This is a genomic window from Burkholderia torrens (assembly GCF_984668525.1).
In genome coordinates this window covers 1,156,134-1,173,301 of record NZ_OZ480213.1, presented here as the reverse complement: position 1 = coordinate 1,173,301, position 17,168 = coordinate 1,156,134, and the positions used below count along the sequence as shown (strand labels likewise).

Below are 17,168 nucleotides of genomic sequence, written 5' to 3'. Positions count from 1 at the left end.
GCGATACAGCCCGCTACAACCTGAGAGAGAGGTGTATTCATGCTTGACCACGCCACCAACGAATTGCTGACCCGCGTGGGGCCCGGCACGCCGTGCGGCGAGTTGCTGCGTCGCTACTGGCATCCGGTCGGTTATTCGTCGGAGCTGGCCGAAGCCGGCCAGACGAAACGCGTGCGGATTCTCGGCGAGGATCTGGTGCTCGCGCGCACCGGCAACGGCGGCGTGCTGCTCGTGCAGGAGCGTTGCCCGCATCGCGGTGCATCGCTGCTGTACGGCTTCGTCGAGGAAGCCACGATCCGCTGCGCGTATCACGGCTGGCAGTACAACGCGGCCGGCGAATGCGTGGAGCGGCCGTTCGAATCGGCGAAGGCGAGCCGCGTCTGCAAGAAACTGATCGACAGCTATGCGACGCACGAATGCGGCGGGCTGATCTTTGCATACATGGGGCCGGCGGAGCAGAAGCCCGCGTTTCCGAACTGGGACATCCTCGTGCGCAACGACGGCGTCCGCCATTTCGAGGTGCAGGACGATCTCGCGTGCAACTGGTTCCAGGTGCAGGAAAATGCTGTCGACGTCACGCACACCTTCTATACGCACTCGAAATACTTCGAGCACCTCGGCATGCGCGACGCGTCCGGGTTCGGCAAGCCGTTCAAGCGGTTCGGCTTCCAGCGCTTCGACTGGGGCATCGTGAAGAGCTGGGAATACGAAGGCGAGGGCCGTGGCTGGGGCAACCTGATGGTGTTCCCGAACATGCTGCGGATCATGACCGAGATGCACTGGCGCGTGCCGGTCGACGATACGACGACGCGGATCGTCTGGGTGTCGTTCACGCCGAATGCGGACGGCGCGCGGCCGCCCGCGGATGAGGCGCCGAAGATCGTCCGGCAGCCGGCGCGCACCGACGCGGCGGGCCGCTACCTGATGGACACGTTCATGAGCCAGGATGCGATGGCGGTCGAGACGCAGGGCCCGATCTTCGATCGTTCGCGCGAGAACCTCGGTGCGTCCGATCGCGGGATCGTGATGTTCCGCCAGATGCTGCAGGAGCAGATCGACGCGGTCGCGCGCGGCGAGCGGCCGGTCGCGAACGTGTACGGCGGCGCGCCGGACGTGACCGACCTGCGCGCATGGATGGGCGGCTATCTGCCGATGAGTTGCGCGCCGGACCCGACGTTCCGCCAGCAGCGCGAATTCGGCGACATCTTCGACGAGTCGCACGTCGAATACGAGATCCCGGCGAACTCGCCGGTGATGCGCGCTTGAGCGGCGGTGCGCTCGGCGGGCCGGGCCGCGGCGCCGGCATGCTGACGGGCGGCCGCGTCACGGCCGCGCTGCTCGTGGCGGGGCTCGCGAGCGTCGCCGCGCTCGGCGCGCGCGGCACGCTGTCGGCCGGCGACGCACGGATCGTCGCGATTGTGTTCACCTGCATCGTGCTGTGGGCGACGGGCGTGGTCGCGAGCCTGTGGGTGTCGCTGCTGTTTTTCTTCCTCGCGGCGACCTGCACGCCGGTGCCCACCGCCGAGATATTCTCCGGCTTCGGGTCGAGCGCGTTCTGGCTCGTGTTCAGCGGCGCGGCGATCGGCTTCGCGCTGAAGGAGAGCGGCCTGAGCGAACGGATCGGCATCGCGCTCGCGCGCCGGATCGGCGGCTCGTATCTGAAGGCGCTGCTCGCATTTGCGATCCTGAGCTTCCTGCTGTCGCTCGTGATGCCGTCGACGTTCGGGCGGATCGCGATCCTGATTCCGATCGCGATCGGCTACTGCGACGTCGTGAAGCTCGGCGCGCACGCGAACGGGCGGCGCGGCATCCTGCTGCTCGTGATCGTCGGCTCGTACGAGCTGGCTGCCGCGGTGCTGCCCGCGAACCTGCCGAACGTGATCATGGCGGGGATTCTCGAGCAATCGCACGGGATGCATCTGCGCTTCTCCGAGTATCTGCTGCTGTTCTTTCCGGCCGGCGTGATCGTGCGCGGCGCGGTGCTGGTGCTCGCGTCCTGGTGGCTGTTCGCGGATACGGTCGGCGACGTCGAGATACCGGCGGCGCGCGTCGCGCTCGGCCGCCGCGAATGGCACACGATCGTGCTGCTGGCGATCACGCTCGCGTTCTGGTTCACCGACGCCGTGCATCGCATCGCGCCCGGCTGGGTCGGGCTCGGCTTCGCGCTCGTCTACTTCGGCACGTCGCCGCCCGCGCAGCTCGAGCGCTTCACCGCGACGCTGAAGATGGACCTGCTGTGGTTCATCGCGGCGATCATCGGGCTGACCGCGCTCGTCAACCACCTCGACATGCGCGTGCCGGACACGCTCGCGCTCGACGCGCTGCGCGACAGCCCGATGCTCATGTACTTCGCGCTGACCGCGCTGTCGATCGTCGTCTGCTTCGCGGTCACGTCGAATGCGGAACCGGCGTTATACGTGCCGATCGTGTCGCGTCTGCTCGCGCAGGGGCTGCACCTGAAGGCGGGCCTGCTCGCGCAGGTGATGGGCTATGCGACCACGGTCCTGCCGTACCAGTCGCCGCCGATCGTGTTCGGCAACGCGCTCGCGCAGCTGGACCGGGGTGCGGTGCTCCGGTACTGCATCGCGACGGCGCTGCTGGGCGTGGTGTTCGTGATCCCGGTCAATGCGTTGTGGTGGCGGCTGATCGGGCTGCTGTGAGTTTTCCTGAACGGTGAATCCAATGATCGAAAACGATCTGCTTGCCGCGCGCGTGATTGCGCGCGAGCGCGTCGCGTGCGACGTGATTTCGCTGCGGCTCGTCAGCGACGCGCCGGGTTTCGTCCTGCCGGCGTTCGAAGCCGGCGCGCATATCGACCTGCATCTGCGCGACGGGCTCACGCGCAAATATTCGCTGTGCAACGATCCGGTCGAGCGCGGCGTGTACGAGATCGCGATCAAGCGCGAGCCGGCGTCGAGCGGCGGCTCCGCGCACGTGCACGATGCGATCCGGGTAGGCGATGTACTGAGGATCGGCGCGCCGCTGAATTACTTCCCGCTCGCGCCCGACGACAGCCCGGCCGTGCTGCTCGCCGCCGGGATCGGCGTGACGCCGTTGCTCGCGATGGCGCATAGCCTGGTGCGCGCGGGGCGGCCGCTCGCGTTCCACTACTTCGTGCGTTCGGCCGACGCGGCCGCGTACGGGGCGACGCTCGCGTCGCGGCTCGCGGACGTCGCGACGGTGCACACGGGGCTGACGCCCGACGCGACCCGCGATGCGATCACGACGATCGTCGGCGCGATGGATTCGCGCTCGCATCTGTATTTCTGCGGACCGGCGCCGTTCATGGCGGCCGTCGACGCGATCGCGCGCCCGGCGCTCGGCGATGCGCGGCTTCATCACGAGTATTTTTCCGCGCCAGCCGCGGAGCCTGCCGACGGCGAGGCCGACGCGTTCCGGATCGAGCTCGCGCGCTCGCAGCGCGCGCTGCTCGTGCCGCCGGGGCAGTCGATCACCGATGTGCTGTACGAGCACGGCATCGCGGTCGCCACGTCGTGCGAGGCGGGCGTGTGCGGCGCATGCCGGACGACCGTGCTCGAAGGCACGCCCGATCATCGGGACGCGTTCCTGAGTGCGGCGGAAAAGGCCCGTAACGATTGCATGATGCCGTGCGTGTCGCGATGCCGCGGCGAACGACTGGTGCTGGATCTCTGAGCCCGTTACGGGGGGCTGAGTGAGGCCGGGCGGAAAAAATGGAAGCCAACGTTTCGTAAAGTCGAGAAACGGAGGCATGGATGAATCGAATTCCGCGAGCGCTGCGTCGAGCGAGCCCTCACTGGCTGCGGCACACGCACGCCTCGCACGCGCTAGCGCGCGGGCCCGAGCTGATCATGGTGCGCGACAACCTGCGACACGCGTCGATCTCGACGACGTCGACTATCTGCATGGGGACGAGGTCAAGCAGGCGCGGCAGTTCGATCAGGCGTTCGTTGGGCGTGAGCCTTCCTGATCGGAACGTATCCGAAAACGTCTTTCCCCTAAACGCGTTACATCTGCTTGAAGAGACCGGCACTTGCGCGGCTGACGGGAAGAACGTCGCAGCTTCCGCGCAAATGGATGCGCAGGCGACCAAGCAGGTCTCGCTCGATGTGATCAATCGCTGCGTAGGCAACGATTACGCCGCGGTGCACCTGCGCAAAACGCCCCGGATCGAGGCGCAGCAGCATCTCTTTGAGGGGTGTTCGGATTACGTGCCGCTCGCTCGCGGTAACGACCTCCGTGTATTTGTCCGCTGCTTGAAAATACAGCACCTCGTCCACTGAAACGAGTCGGGTTGTATCGCGGATCCCTACGGTCAGCCACCGTATGGGTGCGGCATCTCGCTGCTCCTGCGGGCCTGCCAGCAGCGACGTGTCGACCGGTGCGCTGCCGCCGCGCTGCAGTTTAGCGATGCAGCGGAGCAGGCGGTCGTCGGTTACAGGTTTCAACAAATAGTCGATCGCCGACTGGTCGAACGCCTGAACTGCGTACTCGTCGTAGGACGTCACGAACACGACGTGCACGTGTGGTACGAGGCCGGCGATTTTCAGACCATCGATACCGGGCATCCGGATGTCCAGGAACGCAAAATCGGGGCGCCTGGCGTTGAGCTCGGCGAGCGCGTCGATACCGTTGCGCGGCATTCCGACGATCTCGAGCTCGGGCCAGAGCGTGCTGAGGCGCGCGGCAAGTTCCGCAGACAGGTTAGGTTCGTCGTCGGCGATCAGGGCGGTCGGCATATTAGGCGATTGGAATCTGCAATGTTGCGGTCACGCCCCGTACGGCGTCGGGATTTGCGCCGACCGACACGCGGCCGCGCTCGCCATAGAGACTTATCATTCTGGCCCGAACATTCGCGAGCCCCACGCCACCGTGCAGCTTGGTGCCGCCATTACAGAGCCCCACACCGGTATCGATCACGCTCAGAACGAGCAGGTCACCGTCACGTGTGCCGCGAATGAACACTTCGCCACCGTCGACCGACGGCTCAATGCCGTGACGCAGCGCGTTCTCGACAAGGGGCTGCAGGAGGAGCGGCGCCAAAGGCAATGGCCTTAGCACTTCTGGCACGTCGACTGCATAGCGCAGACGTTCCTCGCCAAGCCGAATTGTCGCGACCTTGAGGAGAGCTTCAACGAGTTCGAGTTCCTCGTCTAGCGTGGCTGTCGCCTTGCGTGTGCGACCGAGGCTGGCGCGCAGGTAGCGGTTCAGACTGTCGAGCATGGTCGTGGCGCGGCTCGGATCACGCTCTATCAGACTCTGCACGTTCGCGAGCGTATTGAACAGGAAATGCGGCTCGATCTGAGCTTGCAGCAGCGCGAGTCGCGCAGCAGTTTCCGCCTGCCGCGCCTCGGCGGCCTCGCGTCGTTGCGTCTCGAGAGAAGTGCGCATGCGCGCCGCCTGGACGAACACCGACACGAACGCACATGCCGCCCCCGCGACGATGAACGACGAGCCGTAGGCCAGCCAGACCTTAAGGCCCGCATGTCCGATAAGGTGCGGAACGTGCCCGACCGTGGATGCCGCGACCTCGAAACCGATGAAGACGCTCGCGGGCGCGACGATCAGGATCTTAGGCACTAGCGCCAGCTTGCCGCGCACGAGTCTGTCCGCTGCGACGCTCAGCAGTGACGCACTGAAACCGATGCCATTCGCGACGACTAGATACGGGAGCAGCGCCTCATTGCGCCGAGTGGCCCAGAAAATGAACCCAACTGCGGAGTTGAAGCAGAGCAGCGACAGCAGCGACCTGCCTCGACGGAAGGAGACGGCATGAGACCCGGAAGATAGGATCGAGAGCGGCTTGCTTGGCATGGCAGCGAGCGGGAGCGGGTTGCGGAGATGGTAGCTCATTTCACGACGGCGTTGCGATCTGCGATCGGTCGCGCCGCGCTTGCAGCAGTTCGTACGGGCGTTCACCGGGCGTAAGGGCCGTTCGTCGGCCGATTTCCACCCTTTATCGCAACGCACGCCGCGTGGATCGGCCGGCAGCTATAGTCACTGACATGTCCGCCGGTTGCGGCGCTCCCGAACAGGTATCCACCATGCCGCATTTTCCTTCCTACGTTTACGTCTTGTTTTGCGTGCTCGTCTATCTCGGCGTGAAGCGTTGCTTCGTGCGAGAAGTCCGGCCCGCGCGCCCGCTCCTCTTCCCTGTCGTGTTTGTCGGTCTCGGCCTGTCGAGCCTCGGCCACCTGCTTCCCCGGGCGGGCGCCGATGCGTACGCGGCCGCCCTCGCGATGCTCGCGGTCGGCACGGCGGGCGGCTGGTTCCACGCGCGCCGCTGGCGCCTGCAGTTCAGGACCGGACCGGAAGGCATGCTCGTGCGCCTGCCGGGCGACGCGAGCCTGCTAGTCACGCTGCTCCTGACCTTCGTCGCCGAGGCGTTCATTCACTACGCGGTCGCGACCGCGCGGCCGTGGGCGGCCACCGACGCCTTCGCGGTGCTGTCGTTCGCGGTCTGGGGCGGGCTCGTCGGCATGCCGCTCGGACGGGCGATCAACGTGGTGACGCGCTGCATCCGTCACGCGAACGGCGTGTCGGAGGAAGGCGGCGGATCCGCGCTCGAGTCGCGCTGAGCGCGCCGGCCGGACTGCCGGCGACGGCGGGTGTCTCACGTGCCGTGCCGATGCCGGCGGCCCGCACGGCCGATACCGCCCGGTCCCGCGTGAGCGCGGTCCGCGCGCCTCAACACACTGCCGAACCGCCATCTTCCTCGCCCGAAACTTCGCGTCCGGCGCATCGCGCCGGACGCGCCTTGCATGATGCGTGGCAGCGGCCCCGCTTCCGTTCAAAAGAAGAACGTCGCGATCGCCTGCACGATCTCGCTCTGCGCCTGCGCGCCGTAGACGCTGCGCGCCGAGCCGTGGTTGCTCTGCCATTGCACGGCAAAGTCGGTGCGTGGCCAGTGATAGCGCGCTTCGAGCCACGTGAAGTAGCTGTGGTCGTCGAGGTTGTAGCGCGCCATCGCGGCGAGCCCCAGATGCTGGACGAGGACGTCGGGCATCGATGCATAGACGAACATTGAGCGGCGCGTCATCAGTTCCTGCGCGATGCTCGCCGCGTTCCGGTAGCGCCAGTAACGCGACGGGGCGTCTTGCAGCGCCCGCCACGCGGCGGCGCTCGCGCTGGCGCCGTCGTAGTCGTATTCGAGCGTCAGCGACAGTTTGTTCGCGAAGGTGTGGGTGATGCCCGTCGCGAGCTTCGATGTCCAGGACGATGCGGCCAGCGCGAAATCGGCGACCGCGCTGCCGCGGCCGATCGCGTATTCGAGGAACCCGACCGTCGCATCGTCGATCAGCGTGGTGGCGTTCACACCCAGTTGCGGGGCGATGCCTTCGCCGCCGTACAGCAGCCACTGCGGCGAGAAGTTGCCGAACAGCCGCTGCGACCCGCTCAGCATGTAGCGGGTGCGCGCGTTCGTCGCGCCGAGATCGGGATTGAAGGTTGCATCGTTCGGATGCGTGTTGAGCCGCGGCGACGCCAGGACGGTCATCGAGCCGCCGCTCCACAGCAGTTGCCCGCGCGCCATCACGCTGCCGAGCCGGTTCTCGCGCAGGCTCTCGGGATCGATCGACACGACCGAGCGCAGCGCGCCCGCCTTGAAGAAATCCGTGGGATTGAAGCCCGACGCGACCCCTTCGCGCAGGTTCACGCGGCCGACGTCGACGATCGCGTTCGGGCTCGCCTGCCAGCTCACGTAAGCCTGCTTCAGCGTGTCGACCGCGTTGTACTGCGACGTGCCTGCGCGCCATCCCGCATCGAAGCGATTCGACACGATCGCCCGCCAGTTGCCGGACGTGCCGTCGTACGACAGCGTGTTCGACACGCGCGCGTTGTCGTTGAGCGTCACGGGCCCGGTCTGGCTCGCCGCCGTGTAGTTCGCGGCGGCCGCCTCGAACGTTCCGCGCCAGTTGCCGGGTGTCACGGGCGCCGCCGTCGCCGTATCGGCGAGCCGCAGCGCGTCGCCGTCCGCGTCGTCGGTCGCGAGGGCGGCCTGCGCGGCCGTGAGGCCCGCCGCGCAGACCAGCACCGCGACCCGGGATCGCGCCATCGCCTAGTCGGCCTTGAAGCGGGACAGGTACGCACGCTGCAGCCACGCGTCCGGAATGTCGCGCCACGCGTAGTCGGCGTAGCGCATCACTGTGACCCAGCCGGGATCGAGCCCGTCGATGATGACGGTTTCGGTCGGCCGCGCCGCGCCCAGTTGATCCTGGTAGTGCCGGTAGTACGCGATTTTCAGCACGCTGCCGCTCGCCGCGAAGAAGCGCGCCTTGACCGGCCGCTTCGTGTCGCTCGCGATCCACAGGTCGATCGCGTGGTACGTAACGTCCGGCGCGCGCGCGGTCAGGTGCAGTCGGTAGCAGTGCCGGGTCTGGTGCTCGCCGTCCGCCACGTTCTCCTCGCCCGCGAGCGACGCGTCGTAGTCGTTGGCCCAGTTGACGGTCACGACGTCGCCGTTCGCGGCCTGGCCGAGCAAGCGCTGTTGCGGCGAGATCCGCACGCTGGCTTGGCTCGACGGATCGTAGAACCACAGGTCGTTGCCGTTCTTCAGCATCAGCTTGTTCGCATCGCGGGCCGGGGCGACGAACTGCACCAGCGTGCGGAACTGGCCGGTTGCCGGGTCCGCCTTCGAGTAGATCCTCAGCACCTCGGCGTCCGTCTGCTGTCCGTTGCGAAATTCGAGCAGGGTCGTCGTCAGGCCGAACGGCTTGTCGGGATTGCGCACCGCGTCGCTTTGCGCGAGCAGCTGTTGCGCCGACGGGTCTGCCGCCGCGGCCGTGGTGACGGCGATCGCGAGCAGCATCGCAGCGGTGCGCAGGATCAGGATGGGGCATCTCATGGTGGCGGCTCCTGGTCAGGCGAAACGCAGCGCGTCCACGATCGGCAGGCGGGCGGCACGGTGCGCGGGCAGCCAGGCCGAGAGCGTCGCGACCACGGTAACGCCGAGCGCGTAGCGCGCGATCATCCCGAATTCGCCCCACACGCGTACCGACAGCGCGACCGGATCGGTTTGTCCGGGCGGCGTCCAGTGCAGGCCGGCGCGGTTGATCGCGACACTCGCCGCAAGCGCGAGGACGGTGCCTGCAACCGCGCCGCAGATGCCGAGCAGGCACCCTTCGCAGACGAACAGGCGGCGAATGCCGGCGCCGCGCAGGCCGAGTGCGCGCAGCGTGCCGATCTCGTGCGTGCGCTCCATCACGGCCATGTTCATGGTGTTGCCGACCGTGAACAGCACGATCGTGGCGATCAAGACCGCGATGAAACCGAAGATCGCGCCGAACATGCCGGTGACCTGGCCGTACTGGGGATTCAGCGTCGCGAAGCCGAGCACCTCCAGCGGCTCGCCCGCGAGCCGGGTGCGCAGCAGCGTCTGGATGCGCGCGCGCGCGGCGGGCAGATCGACCGTGTGCTTCAGCTGCACGACGATGGAAGTCACCTTCGCACTCGGGCCGCTGCCGTAGACGAGCTGCTGCGCCTGCGGCAGATGCACCTGCACGAACATGTCGTCGACCTGCTTGACGCCTTGCTTCTGCGCCGCGATCACCGACAGTTCCGCGACGTTCGGTGCGCCGTATGCATTCGACGTCAGCAGCTCAAGACGGGCGAGCCCGCGGCGGTGCACGGGCTTCGCGGCGGCCTCGGCCTGCGAGAGCGACGCGATGTCATCGGGCAGGTCCGACGCGCCGGCCGGGGTGGCCGTCACCGGATCGCGGCAATCGGGTACCCGCAGCGCATCGCACAGGTGCAGCACGCGCGCGACGCCCGTGCCGATCACGGCGGCATTCGCGGCGCTGCGGGTCAGCGCGAGGGACGTCGCCCGGTCGGCGAAACCGTAGTCGTTCCACTGTCGCATCCGGTTTTGGTCGGCCACGACGATCCCGCTGCCCGAGACGGTGCGCGATACGCCCGCCGCGAAGTTGCCGGCGATGCCGTTGATCGCCAGTACCGGCGTCACGACCGTCACCTCGCGTGCCAGCTCGGGGTCGCCGAGCACGATGTCGATGATCTTCCGGTAGTCGGCGATCCCGTACGAGACGGGGTCGCCGCTGCCGTACAGGAAATAGTCGCGGTGCTGGATCTGCAGATGGCCACCCTGGCGCACGTAGCTGGTCTGGAGTCCGTAATTGATGTCGCGCGCATAGCCGCCGAACAGCAGGATCGCGGTCAGGCCGGCGACCATCGCGAGCAGCGTGGTCGACGAGCGGCGGCGGTTGCGCAACAGGTTGCGGAAGGCGAGAACCCAGAGGCTCATTGGCAGGCCTCCTCATGCAGGGTGGCCGAGCGGGTGTCGACGACGCGCCCGTCGCAGATCATCGCGACATCGTCCGCGGCGGCGATCACCTGCGGGTCGTGCGACGAAAACACGAACGACGTCGCGCGCTCGCGCTGCATCGAGCGCATCAGCGCGATGATGGCCGCGCCCGTTGCACTGTCCAGGTTGGCCGTCGGCTCGTCGGCCAGCACGAGCGCCGGCTCGGTGACGAGCGCGCGTGCGATCGCGACGCGCTGCTGCTGGCCGCCCGACAGCTGGCCGGGCCGGCGATTCGCCTTATCGCCCATGCCGACGGCGTCGAGCAGCGCGAGCACCCGTTCGCGTCGCCGCGCACGGGCGACGCCCAGCAGGGTCAGCGGATACTCGACGTTCTCGAACGCGCTGAACACGGGCAGCAGGTTGAACGACTGGAACACGAAGCCGACGTGGCGTGCGCGGAAATCGGCCAGCGCATTCTCGCGCATCGCGTCGACTCGCTGGCCCGCGACCGTGATGGCGCCGCGCGTCGGGCGATCGATGCCGCCGAGCAGGTTGAGCAACGTCGTCTTGCCGCTGCCGGACGGTCCCGACAGTACCGTGAAGCGGTTCGCGAGAATATCGAGCGACGCGTCGTCGGCCGCCGCGACCGCGAGCGGTCCGGTTCCATAGGTTTTCGTGACATGACTCAAGCTGGCCGCCAACACGGACACCTCCCAAGGTATTCGATCGATGTCGCCACCTTAGCGGCAACCGCGCGCCCGCATGGCCCACTGCGACGAACGGCGGAACGCGCGGACGAACGGCATTCCTTCCCGACGAACGGCGGTCGTCGGCGGAGGGTGTCGCGCACCGGCGCGGCGAGCGGGTCGCGGCCCGCCGGCGGCTGTCCGCCTGTGTTGCATTCCATCGGCTCCATGCGCGGTTCGTCGCCCGTTTCTGCAATTGGTCGCATGATCGTTTCTTCGGGCGACGAATCGATACACTCGCAGCCGATCAGCATTTGATCCGCACGACATCGGCCGACGTGAGAGCGGTCACCGGGGTGCGAGTAGCCGAAACATAGACATAACAAGGCATAAAAATGAGAGATACCAGGTTTGAGAGGGGGAGCGAGACGGCGCGGCCTGGCCTTCTTGCCCTTTGTCGAGTGGTTCGGGATCCGTCCGATCCCGCGCGTTTCGCGGGCGATGCCGACCCGCGGCGATATGGCGACTGGTCGAGCGCACAGCCGGCGTTGCTCGTCATCGAGGCGCTGCATCAGTTCGCGGTCAAGGCGTCGCGCACGATGCACGGCGCGCCGGCGCTGATGGTGCCGGCGCAGTTGCGCGAACTGACGCTGCACCGCGTCGACGGCTATCCGCGGCTGGCGCTGGCCGGCACGGTCGCAAAGCACGGCGACGGATACCGGGTCGACGTGTCGGCACGCAATGCAGATGCCAATATGTATCCGGCCGTCGCATCTGGTACCGTATTCGTCGCGCTGATGCCGGCCCGCGTGCCCGCGTTCGCCGTGCCGGGAGAACGGCCATGATGCCCGCCACCGCAAAGGCGGCAGCCACGATCACCGGCGAACAGTTCGGCGTGATCGACGTGGCGAACACCGCACCGCTCTTCGACGAGCACTTCGAGCAATTTCCCGTGCTGCCCGGTTCGTTCAGCCTTGGCCTGGCGATCGCGATGCTGTTCGACGCGCTCGGCATCGCGGCAAACCGGCCGGCCCCGGCACTCACGCTCCGCAAGGTCAGTTTCATCTGCCCGGTACGGCCGGGCGAACGCCTGACCGCGCGCCTGCGGCGCCTGCAGCAGGACGGGGCGCGCACCACCGCGCACGTCGAACTGCACAACGCGAACGGCGAGTGCGTGATGGACGGCATCCTCAGCTGGGAGCACGACGCATGACGAAGCTCGCCATCGTCACGGGCGGCACCCGCGGAATCGGACGCGCGATCGTCGACGCGTTGATCGCCGACGGCCACACCGTCTACTTCACCTACCGATCGAATCCCGAGCTGGCCGAGGCGCTGGAGCGTACGTACGACGGCGCGGCGCGCGGCTTTCGGGTCGACGGCGGCGACTGGAACGCCGTGCAGGCGTTCGGCGACTACGTAAATGCGGAAGCGGCCGTCGACGTGCTCGTGAACAACGCGGGCGTCAACGACGACGCGCTGCTGATCGGCAGCCCGTTCTCCCGCTATTGGGAAACGTTGCGGATCAACCTCGGCGCGACGATGGCGTTTTGCCATGCGTTCGGCGAAGGGATGCAGTCGCGCCGGCGCGGCGCGATCGTCAACGTCTCGTCGATCGCCGCGCGCAAGCCGAAGGCCGGCAACGGCGCGTACGGCGCGTCGAAAGCGGGGATCGAGCGTTTCACGAAGACGCTCGCGCTCGAGATGGCGCGCTTCGGCGTACGCGTCAACGCGGTCGCGCCGGGGTTCGTGCGCTCCGACCTGTTCGAGCGCTTTCTCGCGTCGCAGGACGCGGCGGCGTTCTATCGCCAGATTCCGATGCGCAAGATCCTCGAGCCCGAGCAGGTGGCGCGCACGGTCCTGCTGCTGGCGAACGGCTCGCTCGAAACGACCGGCAGCGTCGTCGATCTCGGTAATGGCGAAAACATCAGTGGCTGACCCAGTGACTCAAGGAGAGTGGACCATGAAGGAAGACATCAGGAACATCGTCGCGCAAATCCTCTATCTGAGCGGTCCCGAACAGGTGGCCGATTCCGCGTCGCTGTTCCGCGAGCTGAACATGAGCTCGATCGACTACGTCGACCTGTGCTATGAGCTCAAGGACAAGGTGGACAACCGCGTCAGCCTCGAAAACCTGTGGCCGTTCAACCGGATGCTGCTCGATCCGCAATGCCACACCGGCACCGAGTGGACCGACGCCGGCTGGCGGCAGGTGTGCGACGTGATGAGCTGGAATGGCCGCGAGAAATGCAGCCTGCAGGATCTCTACGAGCACTTCTCGGTGAACTACATCGAGCGCCGCATCGCGCAGTTCAGCTGACCCGGGCGTTCCGCCCGCGTCGCAGGAACGACGCACCGTGCGGCGCGGCATCGCCCGCCCGGTTTCAGACTCACGTGAATGGGGACTTGCCATGTCGTACATCACCGGCCTTGGCATCGCGACGGCCGCTTTTCCCGACATCGCGTCGCTGCTGGACGTCGACTTCGCCGCGCGCGTGCCGCTCGCGCCGGCCGCGAAGCCCGGCGACTACGTGCGCGCCAACCTGCCGTTTCCGCTCGTGCAGCGCATGGCGCGCGAGGATCGTTCACTGCTGAACCAGAGTTCGCGTCTCGCGTTGCAGGTGGCCGCCGAGGCGTTCGACGCGGCATCGGCTGGCCGGCCCTACACGGACGAAGAGCGCGAGCGGTTCTCGGTATTCACGGGTGTCGAGGGCGAGGATGCGACGATGGCCGTGCTCGCGCCGCTGCACGCGCGCCACGGACTCGACGGCTGCGGCTACTTCGGCGAGGTCAAGGCGGACCTGAATCCGCTCGACATGCTGCGCCTGCTGACCACCAACGCGCTGTACCAGATATCGAAACTTTTCGGGCTGCGCGGCGAAGGCTATCCGCTGCAACGGATGTCGCTGACCAGCCTGTGCGCGCTCGAGGAAGCGCACCTGCAGATCGAGGGCGGCGCGATCGACCGGGCAGTCATCGCGGCCGTCGGCGACATGACTTCGGCCGACAACGTCGCGGCGTTCGAGAAGATGGGCCTGTTGCGCACGACGTCGCACCCGGTCGGCATCGTTCCCGCGTTCGGGGCCGTCGGCGCCGTCGTCGAACGCACGCCGCGCGACGGATGCGCGCCCTGCGCGCAGGTGCTCGACGTTCACTCGCTGTACAAGCCCGACACGTCCGTGTCGAGCGCCGACTGGTCGAAGCTGTTCGCCCGTTTTCCCTGCGAGGCCGCGCTCGGCGTGCCGCACGTCGTGCTGTACCAGAACGGCGAGCCGTCGCTGGGCAAGGCGGAGCGCAACGCCGTTCAGCAGGCATGGCCGAATGCGGTCGTACATGCGTACAAGCCGCATGTCGGCTATACCGGGCGGGCGAACAACCTGATCGACCTGGTCCTCGCGATCGCGGATCCGGCGATTCCGGTCGGCGCGCCGGTGCTGGTCAACGGCATCGGAGTGTCGTCGGGCCTCGGTGCGATCCTGGTGCGCAAGCTGAGCGGGGTGGGGCGATGAAACCGCGATCGGACGCCATCGTCATCAGTGCATTCGGCGCCGTCACGCCGCTCGGCGGCAGCTACGACGAACTGCATGCCGCGCTGCGCGAAGGCCGATCCGGCATTCGCAGGATCGAGAAATTCGACTGCTCGACCTACACGACCCAGCACGCGGGCGTGCCCGACGAAGGCAACGAGCGCGTGCGCTGGCCTTCGGCGCGGCGGATCGGGACCGAGCAACTGTACGGCGATCTCGCCGCCGCGCGGCTGCTCGCGCAGGCGCCGTTCGTCGTGCGCGACTACGCGCCGGAGCGCATCGGCTGCCTGGTCGGCGTCGACGTGCCGGCCACCGACGTGCAGAGCGCGCTCGAACTTGTCGACAAGGTCAACGGCGACAAATCACGTGACGCGCTGATCCGCGTGCTGGTGTCGCACATGCGCATGAGCGAGTTCGTGAGCGGCGACGCGACCTCCGTGTTCGGCGCGATTCATCGCCACATTCCGTTCAGCGGCTGCGCGCTCGCGCACGTGGGCCTGTGCTCCGCGTCGCTGCAGGCGATCGGCATGGGCATGCTCGCGCTGCGCCAGGGGCGTGTCGACGCGGCCATCGTCGGCGGCGTGTCCGGCAAGGTCAATCCGCTCAATCTCGCGCGGCTCGAATCGCTCGACGTGATCTCGACCGACCTGAATCTCGATCCCCGGCACCGTTCGCGGCCGTTCGACGTGCGTCGCTCGGGCTTCGTGCTCGCGGAAGGTGCGGTGCTGTTCCTGCTTGAGCGCGAATCGGCCGTGCGTGCCCGGGGCGATACGCCGCTCGCGCGCGTTGCCGGCTACGGCGCGAGCCTGGCCGCCGAGCACATCGTCATCCCGCACCTGCAGTCGCTCGAGATGCGGCTCGCGATGCAGCGCGCGCTCGACGATGCGGGATGCGCGCCGGCCGATATCGACTACGTTAACGCGCACGGAACGTCGACGGTGCTCAACGACAAGCATGAATCGGAGGCGATTCGCGCGATCTTCCCGGCGCGGCCCGGGATGCCCGTCACCGCCAACAAGTCGCAGCACGGTCATCTGATCGCGACGGCGGGCGCGATGGAAGTGCTGAACACGGCGATCGGGTTGCGGGAGCGCTTCATTCCGGCAACCATCAACCTCGACGAGCAGGCGCAGGAGTGCCCCGTCAACGTGGTGCGCGCCCCGACGCCGAGCGGCGCACGGCGCGTGCTCAAGAATTCGTTCGGCATGGGCGGCCTCGCGGCCTCGATCGTGCTGGAAGGAGCGGCTGCATGAAGTTCGCGTCGCTGCTTGCGCGGGACGCGAACTGGCAGATCGTGCTGCACGGCGCGCGCCTGACGGCGGAAGACCTGCGCGCGCGGCTGCGGGCCGCGCGGCGTGCGCTCGGCGCGCTGGAGCCGCACCTGCTCGGGCGCGGTTGCCTGATCGCGGTCGGCTTCTCGGGGTTCGACTATTTCCTGTTCACGCTGCTCGCGTCGACGCTCGGCTGCCGGATCGTCCTGTGCGACCCGAAGATGCTGTCCGCCGCGCTGCGCCAGTACCGGCTCGATGCACTCGCGGTCGTCGCGACCCGGTCGATCGCATGCGACGGGCTGCCCGTCGTCGTGCTCGACCCGGCGCTGGCCGATGCCGAAGCATCCGGGCCCGACGCGTTCGCGTGGGCCGACGCCGGTGCGCCGCGCGCGCAGATCGTCTTCATGACGTCGGGCACGACGAGCGCGCCGAAGTTGGTCGTCTACGACGAAGCGCAGCTCGTCGAGAATGCGCTGGCGGTCGGCCGCTATCTGGGCGTGCAGCCCAGTGACGGCGTGCTGTGCATGTTCCCCACGCACTACATGTACGGCTTCTCCACGATGATGAACGGCCTGCTGGCCGGCGCGACCGTCTGGCTCGAACGGGCGTCGCTGACCGCGCACGAGGTGCTCGGCTACCTGAGCAGCGGCCGGATCCGCTTCGTGCCGCTGATCCGCAGCATTGCCGAGCGCGTGTGCGACCTGGCCGAGGTGACGCCGGGCATGCGGTTCGACGGCATCGTCGTGCTCAATGCATCCGACCGCATCTACGCGGCGCAGGTGCGCCGCCTGCTCGCGCTCGGCGCGTGCGTGTGGAACAACTTCGGCCAGACCGAATCGGGGCCGCGGATCTTCGCGCTGCCGCTCACGCCGGACGATCTGCCGCACGTCGATTCGTACTGCTTCGAGGGCGTCCTCGCGCCGGGCCGCCCGATCGATCCACGCATCGAACTGTCGATCGTCGACGCGCAGGGCCGGCCGTGCGCACCGGGCGAGCCCGGCCATCTGCTTTACCGCACGCCGTATGCGATGCACGGCTATCTGCTGCCGGACGGCAGCCTGCGGCGGTTCACGACGCTGGAATCCGGCGACCTGGTGTTCCGTCGCGACGACGGTGTGGTGTTCTGGGTCGGCCGCCGGGACGAGACGGTCAAGTGCAACGGCCGGCTGATCAACGTCAGCCTGCTGCATCAGCATTTCGACGCGTTCGACGATATCGCGAAGAGCTATTTTCTTGCCGATCCGCAGACCGGCGCGCTGACGGTGTTCGTCGTGCCCAGCCTGACGCCAGCCGGTGCGGAGGTGGATTTCAAGGCGCGCATCCTGAGCCGCTACCGGGCCGCGTTCCCGTTGTATCCGCGTATCGCCGACGTGCTGTTCGTCGACGACCTTCCGGTCACGAGCACCGGAAAAATCTCGTTGCGCCTCCTGCGCGAAAGCGCGTGACCGCG

The 17,168-nt window shown here is 67.6% G+C and carries 17 protein-coding genes and 1 pseudogene; 12 read left to right on the top strand and 6 right to left on the bottom strand.

The genetic code is table 11. The annotated features are described in order from the left end of the window. Nucleotides 1-39 precede the first annotated feature (39 nt). The 4 genes and pseudogenes from AC5LXX_RS35540 to AC5LXX_RS35525 all read left to right on the top strand — a co-directional run. Entirely contained in the window at nucleotides 40-1,266 is a 1,227-nt protein-coding gene (locus AC5LXX_RS35540; RefSeq protein ID WP_229083129.1) for an aromatic ring-hydroxylating dioxygenase subunit alpha, read from the top strand. After that, on the top strand, nucleotides 1,263-2,660 hold the full coding sequence (locus tag AC5LXX_RS35535; RefSeq protein WP_493413832.1) for an SLC13 family permease: 1,398 nt from the start codon (nucleotides 1,263-1,265) through the stop codon (nucleotides 2,658-2,660). Before AC5LXX_RS35540 ends, AC5LXX_RS35535 begins: the two co-directional genes overlap by 4 nt. Before the next feature lie 22 nt (nucleotides 2,661-2,682). Then, complete coding sequence (locus tag AC5LXX_RS35530; RefSeq protein ID WP_493413831.1) at nucleotides 2,683-3,654, top strand: PDR/VanB family oxidoreductase; 972 nt, start codon at nucleotides 2,683-2,685, stop codon at nucleotides 3,652-3,654. Between the two features lie 101 nt (nucleotides 3,655-3,755). After that, nucleotides 3,756-3,949, top strand: a pseudogene (locus AC5LXX_RS35525) (tyrosine-type recombinase/integrase); the annotation flags it as partial. A gap of 37 nt (nucleotides 3,950-3,986) precedes the next feature. Here AC5LXX_RS35525 and AC5LXX_RS35520 read toward each other — a convergent pair. Both AC5LXX_RS35520 and AC5LXX_RS35515 read right to left on the bottom strand, forming a co-directional pair. Then, nucleotides 3,987-4,718, bottom strand: a complete 732-nt coding sequence (locus tag AC5LXX_RS35520) for a LytR/AlgR family response regulator transcription factor (protein WP_493413830.1) — start codon at nucleotides 4,716-4,718, stop codon at nucleotides 3,987-3,989. Between the two features lies 1 nt (nucleotide 4,719). Continuing rightward, the gene (locus tag AC5LXX_RS35515) at nucleotides 4,720-5,793 is read right to left on the bottom strand and encodes a sensor histidine kinase (protein WP_493414347.1); all 1,074 of its coding nucleotides are present in this window, start codon (nucleotides 5,791-5,793) and stop codon (nucleotides 4,720-4,722) included. Between the two features lie 230 nt (nucleotides 5,794-6,023). Between AC5LXX_RS35515 and AC5LXX_RS35510 the strand changes: the two genes are divergently transcribed. Continuing rightward, nucleotides 6,024-6,557 (top strand): hypothetical protein, encoded by a 534-nt coding sequence (locus tag AC5LXX_RS35510; RefSeq protein WP_493413829.1) that lies wholly within the window; start codon nucleotides 6,024-6,026, stop codon nucleotides 6,555-6,557. A 212-nt stretch (nucleotides 6,558-6,769) separates the two neighbouring features. On the opposite strand, the gene AC5LXX_RS35505 is transcribed toward AC5LXX_RS35510, so the two are convergent. Genes AC5LXX_RS35505 through AC5LXX_RS35490 form a run of 4 tightly spaced genes read right to left on the bottom strand, consistent with a single transcriptional unit; the run spans nucleotide 6,770 to nucleotide 10,938 of the window. Next, complete coding sequence (locus AC5LXX_RS35505) at nucleotides 6,770-8,032, bottom strand: hypothetical protein (RefSeq protein WP_493413828.1); 1,263 nt, start codon at nucleotides 8,030-8,032, stop codon at nucleotides 6,770-6,772. A 3-nt stretch (nucleotides 8,033-8,035) separates the two neighbouring features. After that, a complete protein-coding gene (locus AC5LXX_RS35500) occupies nucleotides 8,036-8,821 on the bottom strand; it encodes an outer membrane lipoprotein-sorting protein (RefSeq protein WP_493413827.1) in 786 nt (261 codons plus the stop codon). 15 nt (nucleotides 8,822-8,836) lie between these two features. Then, nucleotides 8,837-10,234, bottom strand: a complete 1,398-nt coding sequence (locus AC5LXX_RS35495) for an ABC transporter permease (protein ID WP_493413826.1) — start codon at nucleotides 10,232-10,234, stop codon at nucleotides 8,837-8,839. Beyond that, the gene (locus AC5LXX_RS35490) at nucleotides 10,231-10,938 is read right to left on the bottom strand and encodes an ABC transporter ATP-binding protein (protein WP_493413825.1); all 708 of its coding nucleotides are present in this window, start codon (nucleotides 10,936-10,938) and stop codon (nucleotides 10,231-10,233) included. The genes AC5LXX_RS35495 and AC5LXX_RS35490 overlap by 4 nt, the downstream gene beginning before the upstream one ends. A 443-nt stretch (nucleotides 10,939-11,381) precedes the next feature. Here AC5LXX_RS35490 and AC5LXX_RS35485 point away from each other — a divergent pair, with 443 nt between their 5' ends. From AC5LXX_RS35485 to AC5LXX_RS35455, 7 genes are all read left to right on the top strand, one after another. After that, complete coding sequence (locus AC5LXX_RS35485; protein WP_493413824.1) at nucleotides 11,382-11,765, top strand: hypothetical protein; 384 nt, start codon at nucleotides 11,382-11,384, stop codon at nucleotides 11,763-11,765. Then, nucleotides 11,762-12,133, top strand: coding sequence for a hotdog fold domain-containing protein (locus AC5LXX_RS35480; protein ID WP_493413823.1), 372 nt, complete (start codon nucleotides 11,762-11,764; stop codon nucleotides 12,131-12,133). The genes AC5LXX_RS35485 and AC5LXX_RS35480 overlap by 4 nt, the downstream gene beginning before the upstream one ends. Continuing rightward, nucleotides 12,130-12,858 (top strand): SDR family NAD(P)-dependent oxidoreductase, encoded by a 729-nt coding sequence (locus AC5LXX_RS35475; protein WP_493413822.1) that lies wholly within the window; start codon nucleotides 12,130-12,132, stop codon nucleotides 12,856-12,858. Before AC5LXX_RS35480 ends, AC5LXX_RS35475 begins: the two co-directional genes overlap by 4 nt. Nucleotides 12,859-12,883: 25 nt before the next feature. Continuing rightward, nucleotides 12,884-13,240: an acyl carrier protein gene (locus AC5LXX_RS35470; protein ID WP_493413821.1), complete on the top strand. Its 357-nt coding sequence runs from the start codon at nucleotides 12,884-12,886 to the stop codon at nucleotides 13,238-13,240. A 91-nt stretch (nucleotides 13,241-13,331) separates the two neighbouring features. After that, entirely contained in the window at nucleotides 13,332-14,429 is a 1,098-nt protein-coding gene (locus AC5LXX_RS35465) for a beta-ketoacyl synthase N-terminal-like domain-containing protein (RefSeq protein ID WP_493413820.1), read from the top strand. Next, nucleotides 14,426-15,700 (top strand): beta-ketoacyl-[acyl-carrier-protein] synthase family protein, encoded by a 1,275-nt coding sequence (locus tag AC5LXX_RS35460; RefSeq protein WP_493413819.1) that lies wholly within the window; start codon nucleotides 14,426-14,428, stop codon nucleotides 15,698-15,700. The genes AC5LXX_RS35465 and AC5LXX_RS35460 overlap by 4 nt, the downstream gene beginning before the upstream one ends. Next, complete coding sequence (locus tag AC5LXX_RS35455; RefSeq protein ID WP_493413818.1) at nucleotides 15,697-17,163, top strand: class I adenylate-forming enzyme family protein; 1,467 nt, start codon at nucleotides 15,697-15,699, stop codon at nucleotides 17,161-17,163. The genes AC5LXX_RS35460 and AC5LXX_RS35455 overlap by 4 nt, the downstream gene beginning before the upstream one ends. Nucleotides 17,164-17,168: the final 5 nt, after the last annotated feature.